The organism is Bacteroides faecium (assembly GCF_012113595.1).
GTDB classification, from domain to species: Bacteria; Bacteroidota; Bacteroidia; order Bacteroidales; family Bacteroidaceae; genus Bacteroides; species Bacteroides faecium.
Genome location: NZ_CP050831.1, coordinates 431,382 through 447,772, shown reverse-complemented (window position 1 = coordinate 447,772; position 16,391 = coordinate 431,382). Strand labels below are relative to the sequence as shown.

Annotated in this window: 12 protein-coding genes; 7 read left to right on the top strand and 5 right to left on the bottom strand. The window is 42.2% G+C overall.

Going from position 1 to position 16,391, the window contains the following annotated elements:
- Positions 1-3: 3 nt before the first annotated feature.
- Together gad and BacF7301_RS01790 are read right to left on the bottom strand one after the other, a co-directional pair.
- The gene (gene gad, locus BacF7301_RS01795) at positions 4-1,446 is read right to left on the bottom strand and encodes a glutamate decarboxylase (RefSeq protein ID WP_167959704.1); all 1,443 of its coding nucleotides are present in this window, start codon (positions 1,444-1,446) and stop codon (positions 4-6) included.
- A gap of 313 nt (positions 1,447-1,759) precedes the next feature.
- Complete coding sequence (locus tag BacF7301_RS01790) at positions 1,760-2,263, bottom strand: RNA polymerase sigma factor (RefSeq protein WP_167959703.1); 504 nt, start codon at positions 2,261-2,263, stop codon at positions 1,760-1,762.
- Between the two features lie 257 nt (positions 2,264-2,520).
- On the opposite strand from BacF7301_RS01790, the gene BacF7301_RS01785 reads away from it, so the two are divergent.
- Entirely contained in the window at positions 2,521-3,750 is a 1,230-nt protein-coding gene (locus BacF7301_RS01785) for an MFS transporter (protein WP_167959702.1), read from the top strand.
- Between the two features lie 3 nt (positions 3,751-3,753).
- Positions 3,754-4,653 carry a DMT family transporter gene (locus tag BacF7301_RS01780; protein ID WP_167959701.1) on the top strand — a complete coding sequence of 300 codons (900 nt, stop codon included), beginning with the start codon at positions 3,754-3,756 and terminating at the stop codon, positions 4,651-4,653.
- 135 nt (positions 4,654-4,788) lie between these two features.
- Here BacF7301_RS01780 and BacF7301_RS01775 read toward each other — a convergent pair whose 3' ends face one another.
- The 3 genes from BacF7301_RS01775 to BacF7301_RS01765 all read right to left on the bottom strand — a co-directional run bounded on the left by BacF7301_RS01775 (position 4,789) and on the right by BacF7301_RS01765 (position 7,031).
- Positions 4,789-5,181, bottom strand: a complete 393-nt coding sequence (locus tag BacF7301_RS01775; protein ID WP_073343729.1) for an HIT family protein — start codon at positions 5,179-5,181, stop codon at positions 4,789-4,791.
- Between the two features lie 51 nt (positions 5,182-5,232).
- Positions 5,233-5,697, bottom strand: a complete 465-nt coding sequence (gene greA / locus BacF7301_RS01770; protein ID WP_167959700.1) for a transcription elongation factor GreA — start codon at positions 5,695-5,697, stop codon at positions 5,233-5,235.
- A 182-nt stretch (positions 5,698-5,879) separates the two neighbouring features.
- Positions 5,880-7,031, bottom strand: a complete 1,152-nt coding sequence (locus tag BacF7301_RS01765; RefSeq protein WP_167959699.1) for a DUF4369 domain-containing protein — start codon at positions 7,029-7,031, stop codon at positions 5,880-5,882.
- 196 nt (positions 7,032-7,227) lie between these two features.
- Between BacF7301_RS01765 and pnp the strand changes: the two genes are divergently transcribed.
- From pnp to BacF7301_RS01740, 5 genes are all read left to right on the top strand, one after another.
- Complete coding sequence (pnp, locus tag BacF7301_RS01760; protein WP_167959698.1) at positions 7,228-9,354, top strand: polyribonucleotide nucleotidyltransferase; 2,127 nt, start codon at positions 7,228-7,230, stop codon at positions 9,352-9,354.
- 146 nt (positions 9,355-9,500) lie between these two features.
- Positions 9,501-10,061 (top strand): RNA polymerase sigma-70 factor, encoded by a 561-nt coding sequence (locus BacF7301_RS01755; RefSeq protein ID WP_167959697.1) that lies wholly within the window; start codon positions 9,501-9,503, stop codon positions 10,059-10,061.
- A 105-nt stretch (positions 10,062-10,166) separates the two neighbouring features.
- On the top strand, positions 10,167-11,108 hold the full coding sequence (locus BacF7301_RS01750) for a FecR family protein (RefSeq protein ID WP_167959696.1): 942 nt from the start codon (positions 10,167-10,169) through the stop codon (positions 11,106-11,108).
- 187 nt (positions 11,109-11,295) lie between these two features.
- A complete protein-coding gene (locus BacF7301_RS01745) occupies positions 11,296-14,703 on the top strand; it encodes a TonB-dependent receptor (protein ID WP_167959695.1) in 3,408 nt (1,135 codons plus the stop codon).
- Between the two features lie 20 nt (positions 14,704-14,723).
- The gene (locus BacF7301_RS01740; protein WP_167959694.1) at positions 14,724-16,331 is read left to right on the top strand and encodes a SusD/RagB family nutrient-binding outer membrane lipoprotein; all 1,608 of its coding nucleotides are present in this window, start codon (positions 14,724-14,726) and stop codon (positions 16,329-16,331) included.
- Positions 16,332-16,391 lie beyond the last annotated feature (60 nt).

Here is a 16,391-nt window from a genome sequence, read left to right as displayed (position 1 = left end):
TTATTATTTAACTGTTTTGTGACGGCGACCGCCATGGTTGAACATTTTGGCTTCTACCGGAAGATTCTTGTCCTGTGCCATACGGGTAGGAGTCGGGTATTCCAGTTTTTCAAGTTCTGCGATAGCGTTGTTGATGTCTCCCAGTAACATGTCTGCCATGTCGCGGCTGAATCCCTGGCGGACAACGACACGCATTACTACATAACTTTCCAGTTTGGAAGGCAATGTGTAAGCAGGAACCATCCAACCGTGTTGAGACAGCTTGTCTTGCAAATCGTACAAAGTCCATTTGGCTGCTTTTGCATATTCTGGTTTCAAGTACCAGATGAACAACGGGTTCACTACATCTTCGGAGTAGTTGACGAACGGAACCATCTTGGCGATTTCATCATGGATGTACTTGGCAATCTGTAATGAGTTGTATTGCACTTCCTTGTAACCCTGGAATCCTAAACGGATGAACTGGTAATATTGTCCGAGGATTTGAGCAGCAGGACGAGAGAAGTTCAAACCTACCTGAGTAATGTTAGCACCCAGATAATTTACGCTGAATGACATTTCTTCGGGCAGATATTCTTTGCCTTTCCAGCAAACCCAACCAAGTCCCGGATATACCAGACCGAATTTGTGACCGGATACACTGATAGAAAGTACCCATTTCAAACGGAAGTCCCATTTCTTTTCAGGATAAAGGAAAGGAAGGATGAAGCCACCGCTTGCGGCATCTACGTGGATAGGAATGTCATAACCGGTCTTGGCGTTGTAAGCATCGAGTGCTTTGTCCAATGCTTCGACGTCGTCATTCAGTCCTGTCCATGTAACACCTTGGATAGGTACGATACATATTGTGTTTTCATCACACATCTTCAATGCTTCTTCGGGGTCGAGCGTGGTCTTGTCGAGAGTCAAAGGCACTTCACGCATTTCAATCTGCCACAACTGTGCGAACTTTTCCCAAACAACCTGGAAACCTGTAGATATAACAAAGTTTGGTTTATCGAAAGGTTTGCCCTGAGCTTGTCTTTTCTTACGCCAGCGCAACCAGGCAGCTACACCACCCAACATACATGCTTCGGAAGAACCGATGGCCAATGCGCCGGTTTTCCAAGTATCTTTTTCCGGAGAGTTCCACAAGTTGGCAACGATATTGATACATTTACCGTTCATCACTGCGATACGCGGATACTCTGTTTCATCAATGTAGTTGATGTTGATGGCTTCGTTCATCAGTTTGGTGGCATATTCATCCATGTAGGTGGTAACGAAAGTAGCCAGGTTCAAACGAGGTTGAGTCTGTGCGAACGTTTCGTCTTTCACCATTTGATAAGCGACTTCAGGAGTCGTTGGTCCATCAGGTATTTTCTCTACCGGAGAGGGTTGTAACATTCTGTCTGAACCAAATACATCAGTTTTTGCATCACCTTTTCTGAAATTTAAATCTTCCATACTTAATTTATTTTTTTAAAGGTTTAGGGCGATGGGGAGTTTCCCCGTCGAATTTCCCACAACAACAGCAGATGGTTTTGAAAGTTTTCGGCTTTTACATTATTTGGCGTTTATTAAGGGGGAAGTTTTTCTCATATGGATGCTCCGTATGGAAGGAACTGATAGGAACAGACTACGGGGGAATAAGAATAGCGGGAAAGGAAAATAAAAAAGGCAAGAGGAAAAATAATTCCTTTTACCTTTTGCCGATTGGCTTAGTGAAAATAATAACTTTAATATTAAACCTGAACTTTATAAATAATGTCGTTATCGATTAGCGGAAGTCTTTCAACTCTTCCTGCAATTTCTGGCGAGTGAAGAAAATACGGCTTTTTACAGTGCCTAACGGGAGATTCAGCTTTTCTGCAATTTCACGATATTTGAAACCGGAAACATGCATAGCGAACGGTACCTTATATTCTTTAGGAAGTGTATTGACTACTCGATGCATCTCTTTCAGGTCATAAGCCTTTTCCGTACTTTCAAAACCTGTCTCTTGTGGCAAATTCAGATGATAGAGATTGTCGGTGCGGTCGATAAATGTCTGGTCGCGGACTACTTTGCGATAGTTGTTGATAAAGATATTGCGCATGATGGTGTACATCCATCCTTTAAAATTAGTATCGGGCGTGTATTTATCTTCATTATCTAATGCTTTTAATGATGTTTCCTGCAACAAATCGTTTGCTTCTTCGCGGTCGGTTGTCAGTTTATAAGCAAAACGGAGCAATTCATCCTGTACTCCTACTAAATCTTTTCTGAAGCTTAAACTTTTCATATACGTTGCTTTTTAAATTGTGACTAATTGTTGTAATAATTTTGATGATGCAAGTTTACGGCATTTTCTCAAATCCGACAGGGGAGAATCCGACGGATTTAGACCTAAAAGCTGTCGGCTGATAGTTTTTAGGTGGTTTTAGATAGATTTCAGGTGGTTTTCTGCACGATTCTGGATGCATTCATTCTCATATCGTTTTGAACTTTATACCGAAAGTATTGTTTTTCTTCCAACCTAAACTTTTAACGAACCCGCATATGAAAATAAAGACAGGAAGAGGAACTATCCCCCTCATCACTTTAATAGCCATATGGTCTGTTTCGGCATTGACGTCTCTGCCGGGATTGGCTGTTTCACCTATTTTGGGTGATCTTACGAAAATATTTCCGAAAGCTACGGATTTGGACATTCAAATGTTGACTTCCTTGCCGTCATTATTAATTATCCCTTTTATACTGCTCGGTGGTAAACTGACAGAGAAAGTCGATTATGTCCGTATCTTAAAGATTGGACTTTGGCTTTTTGCCGCAAGCGGTATTTTATATCTGATTTCCAATAAGATGTGGCAATTGATCGTGGTAAGTGCCCTGCTCGGCATCGGTTCGGGACTTATTATTCCTTTATCTACCGGATTGGTTTCCCGCTATTTCGTGGGAACTTACCGTGTGAAGCAATTCGGATTAAGTTCCGCTATTACCAATTTCACCCTGGTGATAGCCACTGCAGTGACAGGCTATCTTGCGGAAGTCAGTTGGCATCTGCCTTTCCTGGTTTATCTCCTTCCTTTGGTTTCTATCTTATTGGTCGGACATCTAAAGACAAACCAGCCGGGGACGGAACCTGTTGCTGCCGATAGTGGGAATTCAACATCGGAACAATCTGCCATTGATGTCGGGAAAAGCAAATATGGTATCCATACCAAGCACCTGATACAATTAATGCTTTTTTATGGAGTGACGACTTACATCGTCTTGGCTGTCATATTCAATCTGCCTTTTTTGATGGAAAAACATCATTTTTCCAGTGGTAACTCGGGACTGATGATTTCACTTTTCTTCCTGGCTATTATGGCTCCGGGATTTGCTCTGGATAAGATTGCGGGGGTACTGAAAGAACGGACAAAGGCATATAGCCTGCTATCCATGGCTTTAGGGTTATTATTGATTTGGATAGCTCCGATAGAATGGCTTATTATTCCGGGGTGTATTCTTGTCGGTTTGGGATACGGTGTCATTCAGCCTATGCTTTATGATAAGACCACCCATACAGCATTGCCGGAAAAGACCACTTTGGCGCTGGCGTTTGTAATGATGATGAATTATCTGGCCATTTTGCTTTATCCTTTCATTGTCGACTTTTTCCAGTGGATATTCCACACCCAGTCACAGGAATTTCCTTTCATATTTAATCTGCTGATTACTATTGTAACGTTTTTCTGGGCTTACCTGCGGCGTAATACCTTTCTGTTTAATGATCAATTGAAATAAAAAATGAAGAATAAGAAACTAGAGGCTAACCTGAGCATGGCCGTCTCGAAAATTTTTAGCGGTTTGAATATGAATGCCCTGAAGTACCTTCTGCCTTTGTGGATGAGTCCGCTGACGGGAGCGACACTCCGCTGTACATTTGCAGCAGTTGCTTTTTGGGTAATCGGATGGTTCATGCCACCGGAGAAATCATCGACCAAGGACAAATGGTTACTCTTCCTGCTAGGGGCTTTTGGACTTTATGGCTTTATGTTTCTTTATTTGGCGGGGTTGAGTAAGACGACTCCTGTATCCAGTTCTATCTTCACTAGTCTTCAGCCTATTTGGGTGTTCCTTATTATGATCTTCCTTCATAAGGAGAAGGCAACCGCCAAAAAGGTGATTGGTATCTCTATCGGGCTGATTGGAGCGTTGGTCTGTATTCTGACGCAGCAAAGCGATGATTTGGCATCCGATGCTTTTATGGGAAATATGCTCTGTCTGGTTAGTTCCGTTGTCTATGCTATCTACCTGATTTTGAGTCATCGTATTCTTACTTCTATCGGGGCAATGACCATGTTGAGATATACTTTTTCCGGTGCGGCCGTATCTGCTATTATAGTGACAATGATTACCGGCTTCGACGCTGCGGTATTCTCCATGCCGTTCCATTGGACGCCTTTCCTTATCTTGATGTTTGTGCTGATTTTCCCAACCACCATAAGTTATATGTTACTCCCTGTCGGATTGAAATATCTCAAGACAACAGTGGTAGCCATTTATGGTTATCTGATTCTGATCGTGGCGACTGTTGCTTCTCTTATTCTAGGGCAGGACCGTTTCAGTTGGACGCAAACGTTTGCCATTATTTTTATCTGTATCGGAGTCTATTTGGTGGAAGTTGCCGAAAGCAAAGAGGGATAAAAGTTTCTCGGTGTGAAACAAAGTGTTTCTCACCGAGGAACAACTAGTTTCACACCGGGAAACACTTTGTTTCAAAGCATGGAACAAAAAAGAGCGTCCTTCACAGAACGCTCTTGCTTATTTTATCATCATGTTTTATAGAGAGGAGTTGATTGCTTGTGCTATGGACTTGAATTCTTCATCCGACAATTTCAGTTTCGGATTCGAGAACAACATATCCGATTCCTTCTGGATGGGAATCAAATGAATGTGTGCGTGAGGAACTTCCAGTCCGATAACAGCTTCGCCTACTTTTTGGCAAGGAAAGGCCTTTTCGATGGCACGGGCTACTTTCTTCGCAAATACATGCATAGCAGCCAGGTCTTCATCGCTCAAATCGAAAATATAGTCTACTTCCTGTTTGGGCACCACCAAGGTATGTCCTTTTACCAACGGGTTGATATCGAGAAAAGCAAAAAACTTTTCGTTTTCCGCTATCTTGTAGCAGGGGATTTCGCCTGCGATGATTCTGCTGAATATTGTTGCCATAACTTTTATTGATAAAATAAGGCAAGCCTTACTTGAAGACCTGCCTTAACATTAAATTGATATGTTTACTACTTCCAATGCAATTTGACCCTGTGGAACAGTAATTTCTGCTACTTCACCCACCTTCTTGCCAAGCAGACCTTGTGCAATCGGAGTGTTGACGGAAATCTTTCCTTCTTTCAGGTTAGCTTCGCTTTCAGAAACGATGGTGTATGTCATCTTCATTCCATTCTTTACATTCTTCAGCTCTACTTTATTTAAGATCTGTACGGAATCAGTCTTGAGTTTGGATTCATCGATGATCTTTGCATCTGCGATCACCGTTTTCAGTTTGTTGATACGCATTTCCAACATACCTTGTGCCTCTTTGGCTGCATCGTACTCTGCATTTTCCGACAAGTCTCCTTTATCTCTGGCTTCGGCTATTGCCGCAGAGATCTTCGGGCGTTCCACTGTTTCCAGTTCTTTTAGTTCCGCCATCAGTTTCTTGTAACCTTCTTCTGACATATAAGCCATGATGTTTTTCCTCCTTTAATTGTTTTAAATGGTCATATAAACAAAAAAGAATTCCAACATGTGCTATGCTGGAACCCTCTTCTCATTATTTCTTTGCAAAGATAGCCTTTTAAGTGATACGTGTCAAGTGGAAAATGATGCTATGTAACATATTTAAAAGAAATATGCTAAATTATAACAACTTAGAGCAATGACTTGACAGCTGCTTCCAAATCCTTGATATCTTCGCCACGAAGCTTTAATTCGTTGTTACGATTAATCAAAAAGATAGATGGTACCTGACGGACATTATATACTGCTACGTTCGTCGAATATACCCCGTTTCCATCGCGTACACACACCCAGGGGAGGTTGTCGGCCGATGTTTTCCAGTAGTGTTCATCCGCGTCGAGAGATACCTGGTAGATTTCCAGTCCACTCTTTGCATATTCATTATATAGTTCACGAAGCATCAGGTTGTGAGGAGCTCCGGCAGGCGACTGGAATACGGAGAAGTCTAACAGCACGACTTTACCTTTCAGGTCGGTCAGTTTGCGTACATTTCCTTTCACGTCGCGAAGGGCGATGTCGATAATTCCCGTTTCTACGATTTTTTCCTGGGGAATTTCCAACGCTTTCGCTTGCGGCTGGCGTGTATTCTTCATTCCTTTGATTACGATATTATAAAGATTCTTGGAACGTACGGCATTCGGGAATGCGTTGTTGAGACTCGTGGCAACAGCGGCAAAACACTTTACGTCATCTTTATTGTTCAACGGGTCGAATATCAGATAATTGTTGAGCTTCTGGAATAAGGCAAAGTAAGCGGCTGCCGTGTTGGGAGCGGCAAAGATATAGTTGACTTTTACATCTTCCTTATAATTGTTGAGCAGTGTCGCCAGGCTGTCTTCAAAGACATCATGTCCGATTTTGTTGCTGCGCAGTGCAGCCAGCAAATCATCCACATCTTTCTGAAGCTTAATCTGTTTCTGCGTCAGTTCTTTTATCTTGTTGCTGTTCTCCGAACCTTCCACGGTATAAGCGGTAGAGAAATCTACATACGGTGCTTTGACCTGAATAGTTTCGATGGAGTCTACAGAAAAGTTGATAACTTTGTCGTCTACGCGCAAGCGATAGAATTCGGGTGATTCGGGACGGGGTTGCTTGAAGCTGAATGTGCCTTCCCCTTTCAGTTTTACTGAATCGAGCGGAACAATACCTTCCAGGCCGGAAGCCTCGAGATAAAGCATTTTACCGTCGGCTCCCGATACATCCCCGTTCACCTGGAATTTAGGACCGGAACTACAAGCTGTCATAGTAAGTGCGGCGAGCGCTGCAAAAGTAACCTTTTTCATATAGTGTGTGTTATTTACGAGATGCAAATATACTTCTTTTCGAGATTAGTCAAAGCATTTTGCTGTGTTCTTCATCCTATTTTTGAAAAAAAATCAGTTAGTAACTAACTTTTTACCTCATTTCCACCTGATTACAACGATAAATGTATATCTTTGCAGGAATTTTGAAAGAAAAAGTATAGATAAAACAATTTTTATGATTAACCCAATTGTTAAGACGATCGAGTTGGCAGATGGAAGAACCATCACGCTCGAGACGGGAAAGTTGGCAAAACAGGCAGACGGTTCTGTAATGCTACGCATGGGCAACACCATGTTATTAGCTACTGTTTGTGCCGCTAAAGATGCAGTTCCCGGAACAGATTTTATGCCTTTACAGGTAGAGTACAAAGAAAAATTTGCGGCATTCGGCCGTTTTCCTGGCGGTTTCACCAAGAGAGAAGGTAGAGCTTCTGATTATGAAATTCTGACTTGCCGTCTCGTTGACCGTGCTCTCCGTCCTTTGTTCCCTGATAATTATCACGCAGAGGTATATGTGAACATCATCCTCTTCTCAGCTGATGGTGTAGATATGCCGGACGCATTGGCAGGACTTGCAGCTTCTGCAGCACTTGCCGTTTCAGATATTCCATTCAACGGACCTATCTCTGAAGTACGTGTAGCACGTATTGATGGTCAGTTCGTTATCAATCCTACTTTTGACCAACTGGAAAAAGCAGATATGGATCTTATGGTTGCCGCTACTTATGACAATATCATGATGGTAGAGGGTGAAATGCATGAAGTATCCGAAGCTGAATTGCTGGAAGCAATGAAAGTGGCTCACGAAGCTATCAAGGTTCATTGCAAGGTGCAGATGGAGTTGACAGAAGCTGTCGGCAAAACTGTGAAACGTGAATATGACCATGAAGTAAACGACGACGATTTGCGTAAGGCAGTTCGTGAAGCATGTTACGATAAAGCATATGCTGTTGCCGCTTCAGGAAATAAGAACAAGCACGAACGTTTTGATGCTTTCGAAGCTATCCGCGAAGAGTTCAAGGCTCAGTTCTCTGAAGAAGAACTGGCAGAAAAGGCTGCGCTGATCGACCGTTACTATCATGATGTAGAAAAAGAGGCAATGCGCCGTTCTATCCTTGACGAAGGTAAGCGTCTTGATGGTCGTAAGACCACCGAAATCCGTCCTATCTGGTGTGAGGTCGGTCCTCTGCCTGGTCCTCACGGATCTGCTATCTTCACTCGTGGTGAAACTCAGTCACTGACTTCTGTTACGTTGGGTACCAAACTCGACGAAAAGATTATCGACAATGTTCTGGAACACGGAAAAGAACGTTTTCTGTTACATTATAACTTCCCTCCTTTCTCTACAGGTGAAGCAAAAGCACAACGTGGTGTAGGTCGTCGTGAAGTCGGTCACGGTCACTTGGCTTGGCGCGCTTTGAAAGGACAGATTCCTGCTGACTATCCATATGTAGTACGTGTCGTTTCAGAAATCCTCGAATCCAACGGTTCTTCTTCTATGGCTACTGTATGTGCCGGAACATTGGCATTGATGGATGCAGGTGTGAAGATTAAGAAACCGGTATCAGGTATCGCTATGGGATTGATTAAGAATCCGGGAGAAGAAAAATATGCTGTATTGTCTGATATTCTTGGTGACGAAGATCACCTGGGTGATATGGACTTCAAGGTAACCGGAACAAGAGACGGTATCACTGCTACTCAGATGGATATCAAGGTAGACGGTTTGTCTTACGAAATTCTGGAAAATGCTTTGAATCAGGCTAAAGAAGGACGTATGCATATCCTAGATAAGATTACCGAAACAATTGCAGAGCCGCGTGCTGACTTGAAAGAACATGCTCCTCGCATCGAAACGATGACAATTCCTAAGGAATTCATCGGTGCTGTGATCGGCCCTGGTGGAAAGATCATCCAAGGTATGCAGGAAGAAACAGGTGCTGTGATTACTATTGAAGAAATTGATGGTATGGGTCGCATCGAGGTTTCCGGAACAAACAAGAAATGTATTGATGATGCAATGCGCATGATTAAAGCAATCGTTGCTGTTCCTGAAGTTGGTGAAGTGTACAAAGGTAAAGTTCGTTCTATCATGCCTTACGGTGCGTTTATCGAATTCTTGCCGGGCAAAGACGGTTTGCTGCACATTTCTGAAATTGACTGGAAACGTCTTGAAACTGTAGAAGAAGCCGGAATCAAGGAAGGTGACGAAATTGAAGTGAAACTGATTGACGTCGATCCAAAGACAGGCAAATTCAAACTTTCCAGAAAAGTTTTGTTGCCAAGACCGGAGAAAAAGTAAAAAAAGTGATAGCTTTTATATGACAAAGGATAGTCCGAAAACTAAGTTTTCGGACTATTTTTTTGTCTTAAATTTTGCATTTATGGAAAAGTTTCTGTTCTTTTGTATGAAAGAAAGAAAACATCAATCTTTAAACCTAATGCGTGATGCACATATCGAACAATATATCTTCTGTTCAACTTTTTTCTGAATTCTTCCATGAGAATCAGGAGAAGTTCTTGTCATTCGCCTATTCATACATCCGTGATAGGCAGGAAGCGGAAGATATACTGATGGAATCTATGATAACTTTGTGGGAAAACAGAGATAAATGGGAGGAAGACTCTAATCTGCATGCGCTACTATTGACTATTATAAAAAATAAAGCGCTGAATTATCTGGCGCATGTGCAAGTCCGTCTTCGTGCTGAGGAAGAAATAAACACGCACAGGCAACGTGAACTCGATCTTCGTATTTCTACACTGGAAGATTGTGAGCCCGATACTATTTTCAATGCGGAAATACAGCATATTGTGCAAAAGGCTTTGAAACATATGCCGGAACAGAGTCGGAAGATTTTTATGCTAAGCCGCTATCAAAATACTCCCAACAAAATAATTGCCGAACAGCTTGGCATTTCGCTTAAAAGCGTGGAGTTCCATATGACTAAAGCACTGAAAATTCTGCGTACCGAGCTGAAAGATTATCTTATTTCTATTCTTTTATAAAAAAATCGCATTTTTCGTTAGGGTTGTTTAGGGCTGGCCTGTTTTATATATAGAAGGGGGAGAAAAAGACCTCTTATAAGTATTAACAGGAAAAAGACAATTCATATGACCCAAGAGTTACTACATAAATATTTTAAGGGCAACGCTACTGTTGAAGAAGAAAAGCGTATTCTTAATTGGGTGGACGAATCCGAGGAAAACCGGAAGACACTGCAAAAAGAACGTATGCTGTTTGATATTGCCCTTTTCACCAATACCAAAGCAGACAATAAGAGAGAGAAGGCGGCAATGGGCACTCGCATTTTACCTATGTTAAGGTGGAGTGCCCGTATAGCTGCTGTCATAGTAGTGGCAGTCAGTTGCGGATTCCTGTTCAAGGAATACCATTATGGTAAGGAAGCTCATCTGCAAACTGTGGCGGTTCCTGCCGGTCAACGGGCGCAGATTACTTTGGCGGACGGTACGAAGGTATGGTTGAATGCACAGTCCACATTAAGTTATTCCCATGATTTCGGACGTAATGAGAGAGATGTGGAATTGGATGGAGAAGCCTATTTTGAAGTGGCGAAAAATAAGGAGATCCCCTTCAATGTAAATACGGAGACGAATCAGGTGAGAGTGGTAGGAACGCATTTTAATGTATGCGCTTACCGGGGAAGCAACGAATTTACAACTACTTTGCTTGAAGGTATTGTCGATATCTACGCAAATGGCGGTGAACGTCCGCTCACTCGTCTGGGAGTGAACGAGGTATTTATTTCCCGTGACGGAAAGTTCAGAAAGGAACGGTTTACGGATTTTGATTATCTCCGTTGGAAAGACGGTTTATACTGCTTCGATGATACTCCCTTTAATCTGTTGCTCGGCAAACTGGAAAAATATTATAAGGTGAAGATTATCGTGAATAATCCGAAAGTGCTGAATTATCGTTGCACGGGTAAATTCAAGGATCAGGATGGTGTGGAACACGTACTTAAAGTGATTCAGAAAGATCATCCGTTCACTTATTCCATGAGTGCCGAAAAAGACAGCATCTTTATAAAATAAAAAATGAGCTCACATTAAATATACACCTTAGATTAAGTACTAACCCTTAAAAACATAAGAATTATGAATAACAGTCAATAACCCCCACTATCTGAAAAGAGAATCGGAAAGTACCCCCATACTTTCCGATTCGAAACAGTCAAAAATCGACCTTAATCAATTTATTAACTTAACACGTTGCAAAGATATGAGAAAAATTTCTTTGAAAGGGCTTTTTTGCCCAAAAAGTTTAGAATCTAAGCAAATAATACTGACTATGAAGATCACTTTATTCCTTCTTCTGTTCGTAACATTTCAAGCTTATTGTGAGAATGGATACTCTCAGAGTGCAAAAATCAGCATCCCACGCTCGACGCTGAAAGTAAGTGAGTTACTCTCCAAGATAGAGTCACAGACCGATTACCTCTTCGTTTACAACAAACAAACAGTGGATGTAAAGCGGGTAGTTAATGTAGTTGCCGACAATCAGCCGGTATCCGAAATACTCGACCGGGCTTTCAAAGGTACGGGTGTTCATTATGTGATGGAAGGCAATAACATTGTGCTGACCAAGACCGTAGAGAATAGTGCATCCACACAACAACAGAAGGTAATTACAGTAAAAGGTACTGTGACCGATGCGAGGGGAGAAGGCATTATTGGTGCTAGCATTGTAGAAAAAGGTACGACGAACGGAACCATTACCGACTTGGATGGTAACTTTACTTTGAAGCTTCCTGCCGATGCAGTTCTCAACGTTTCCTATGTAGGCTATCAACAGCAGAGCATTCCTGTAAACGGGCAGACGAATTTCAATATAAAGATGGAAGAAGAAGCGATGGCTTTGGAACAGGTAGTGGTTACCGCTATGGGTATCAAGAAGAAAGAAGCTTCTCTGACTTATTCTACCCAGCAAGTGGGAGGGGATGAACTTACCCGTGCCAAAGACCCGAATATGATTAACGCACTGGCTGGTAAAACCGCTGGTGTGCAGATTACTAAAAGTGCAGCAGGACTGGGTGGATCTGCCAAAGTATCTATTCGTGGCGCCCGCTCTGCTTTTGCCAGTGGAAATAACCAGCCTCTGTATGTGATTGACGGTGTGCCAATGCTCAATAATAGTACAGAATCAACAGCTACTGTAATGGGTGGTGAAAATGACGGCGTGAATCGCGATGCAGGTGATGGTGTATCCAATCTGAATCCGGAAGATATTGAGAGCATGAGCATTCTGAAAGGTGCTTCTGCTGCAGCGCTTTATGGTTCACAGGCAGCCAATGGTGTTATCTTGATTACTACCAAGAAAGGTAAGGCCGGTATGCAGAAAGTAACTTTCTCTTCCAATCTGACGGTAGACCATGCAATTAGTCTGCCGGAGTTTCAGAACTCATATGGGCGGATGGAAGGAGGAACCAGTAGTTGGGGAGAAAAAGGAAACCTCACGGATTATAACAATGTAGATAATTTCTTCAGTAATGGTGTGACTGCTATCAATACAGTTTCTTTCATGGGTGGCAATGATAAATCGCAAACTTATTTCTCTTATGCGAATACTACTGCCAAGGGTATCATTGACTCAAACAAACTTCAGAAACATAACCTTACTTTTCGCGAAACTGCCAGTTTCTTCAATGATCGCCTGAAACTGGACGGTAATGCGAATCTGATGACGCAGACTATCAAGAATAGTCCTTCTTCCGGTGGATATTACCTCAATCCGTTGGTGAATATCTATGGTTTCCCTCGCGGAATGGATATGACTCCTTATCGGGATAATTTTGAACTCTATGACGCAGATCGTAACATGAACTTGCAAAACTGGTATGTGACCAACGAAGATGGCTCAATCAGTGAATGGGATCAGAACCCTTATTGGATAAAGAACCGTGTGACTAACAGGAACAAACGTTACCGTGCAATGGCCTCTCTGACAGCTAATGTGAAAGTGAATAACTGGTTTACTTTGCAAGCTCGTGGCAATGTGGATTTTGTCAGTGATAAATTTGAAAATAAGATGTATGCTTCCACCTCTCCGAATATTGCCGGAACGTATGACGGACTTATGAATGGCCGCTATGTATGGTCGGATAGTCAGAATTTCCAGGTGTACGGTGACTTGATGGCTATGTTCAACAAGACATTCAACAAGTTTTCTATCAACGGAGCTGTCGGCACAAGTATCAATGCTACAACGGCCAACTCACTGATGATTGATTCCAAACTTGCTTCATTATATCATCCCAATGTATTTACAGTTCCGAATGTAGTATCGACTTCCAAAGCGGCTATTTCCCACACTATCGACTCTAAACGTACAATTCAGTCGGTATTTGCGACTGCGCAACTCGGTTGGGACGAAATGCTTTATCTTGACCTGACAGCCCGTAACGACTGGTCGTCTACACTGGCTAATACAAACAGTAAAAATTCTGGTTTCTTCTATCCATCTGCAGGTGTGACATGGATTTTATCCAGGACGCTGAAAATGCCCGAATGGATATCATTCAGTAAGATACGTGGCTCATGGGCGCAGGTTGGTAATGACTTGCCGATCGGTATCACCAGTCTTGCCGATATTGTACAGGCAGGGGGTGCTATTCAGGTGAACGATAAAGAACATCGTGGTGACTTGAAACCGGAAATCAGTACTTCTTTTGAAGTTGGTACGGAATGGAGATTCTTTAACAGCCGTTTGGGGATTGATTTTACTTGGTATCAGACAGATACAAAGAATCAGTTGCTGATGATGCCTAATCCTGCAGGTTCTCTTTATGCTTATCGCTATATCAACGCTGGTAAGATACGTAATAAGGGTTTTGAACTTACTGTTGACGGAACTCCGCTGATGAACGACAATTTCCGTTGGAAGACTGCGGTAAACGTGTCTGCCAACCGTAATAAAGTAATTTCTTTACATCCTGACTATACTCAGTTCTCTTATGGACAGGAAGGTTTCTCTATGGCATATCAGATGCGTATTAAAGAAGGCGGTAAGTTAGGAGATATTTATGGTAATGCCTTTGTCCGCAATGACGACGGTTCCATTCAAGTAAATGCTGACGGTTCACCGGTGAATAAAACCGGTAATAAAGACCTTCTTGGTAATGCTAATCCGGATTGTCTGTTGGGATGGAGCAATACCTTTACTTACAAAGGTTTCACTTTGTATTTCCTTGTTGATGCACGTATTGGCGGTGATGTAATGTCATTGACAGAAGCCGACCTGGATTCTCGTGGTGTAACCAAGGCAACTGCTGAAGCTCGTGACCGCGGTTATGTAGAATATAATGGTCAGAGATTTGATAATGTGAAAGGGTTCTATGGAGCAGTAGGAGGACGTAATGGTATTTCGGAATATTATATGTATGATGCAACTAATATCCGTTTGCGTGAATTGTCACTTAGTTATGCTCTTCCGAGGACGTGGCTGGCAAAGAGCAAAGTTGTTCAGGGAATTGATGTATCATTTGTTGCCCGTAATTTATTCTTCTTCTATAAAGATGCCCCATTCGATCCGGATGCAACTTTGTCAGTAGGAAACAACAATCAGGGTGTGGATGTATTTGGAATGCCGACTACCCGCAATATTGGATTCAACGTTAAATTTACATTCTAACTTTAAAATTATTGAGTATTATGAAAAGATATAAATATATACTAGCATTACTAATAGGGGGATTGTTCAGTTTCTCAGGATGTACCGGTAATTTCGAATCCGATAATGAACTGAAAGGTGCATTTAATGAAGAAGCGCAATCCTATGACCGCCAGAAATACACAATGCCGCTTGAGGTTGTGCAATCGGGAATTTATTTCCAATATAATTGGGGAGACGGTTTGAACTGGCCGTGGCAGTTGACGCAGTCGTTGCAGCATGATATGTTTTCCGGATATTTCCATGATCCTACAGCGAAGTTTAATGATAAGAATTCTGTCTATAATATCAATACCGGCTGGTCTAATGCTGCTTGGAATTATACTTATCAATATATATTCCCGGCTATATATAAGGCAGAACTTAGTACAAAAGATGTGGAAGAAGCCATCCAATATTATGGTATAGGTAAAATATTGAAGGTGGAGTTGATGCATCGTATCGCAGATACATATGGGCCTATTGTGTACAGTAAATTTGGTAACGGTGAAGCTAATGCGGTGGATACGCAGCAAGAAGCTTATATGGCCTTTTTCAAAGATTTGGATGCTGGAATTGAGGCACTTGATAATTATTTGAAAGATGGCGGAAACGATGCGATTTTCAATGCTCATGATATGATGAACGCCAAAGGTATCAAGGGATGGATTAAATTTGCTAATTCATTGCGTCTCCGTCTTGCTATCCGTATATCCAATGTCGACAAGACTACGGCGACGGCTCAAGCTAAGAAAGCACTCGAGAACCCTTATGGTGTATTGGAAAACTCTCAGGATATTATCCAAGTGTCAGGTCGCGGATATACTAATCCTTTGTATGGCGTAGCTGGATGGGGAGAAGTTTATATGGGGGCAAGCATGGCATCCTTGTTGAATGGCTATGAGGACCCTCGCCGTGAGAAATGGTTTAATAAGGCGACTTTGGCAGGTCATACCGACAAATGGATTGGTATTCCGCAAGGAGTATTGATGAGGGAAGGTGATCCAAGTTATTACAGTGGTTATTCGGCTTTCAATGCAATCAGTGGAGAGACAACTCCTGCTATTCTGATGACGGCGGCAGAAATCTGGTTTTTGAGGGCGGAAGCGGCTTTGCGTGGATTTACAACTGAAAATGTGAAGGATTGTTATGAGACAGGTGTAAAAACTTCGTTTACTCAATGGAAGGTTGATGGAGTCAATGACTATCTGGCAAGTGACAAAGAGCCGGTAGGGTATAAAGATTATGTTCCTGCCAGCGGTGGCAAAGATATGGATGCACTTATTACCATTACTCCGAAGTGGGATGATGGAGTAACTCCTGAAATACAGTTGGAACGCATCATTACTCAAAAGTGGCTGGCCTGTTTCCCTGAAAGTTATGAAGCTTGGTCGGAACAGCGTCGTACCGGTTATCCGAAACTGTTTAAAGTGCAGACAAATAATAGTGGCGGAACAATTGATACGGACATTATGATTCGTCGTTTGCCATTTTCTACAGATGATGCCGACAAGGATCCTGCACAATACGGATTCTTGAAAGCTGCCCTTGGCGGAACGGATAATGGCGGAACCCGTCTTTGGTGGGATGCCGGTCAGAATAGATTTTAGAAGCAGATGAGTAGTTTATAATTATAGGTATAACTTTTTTGATCCAAACGTGTTTTCTCC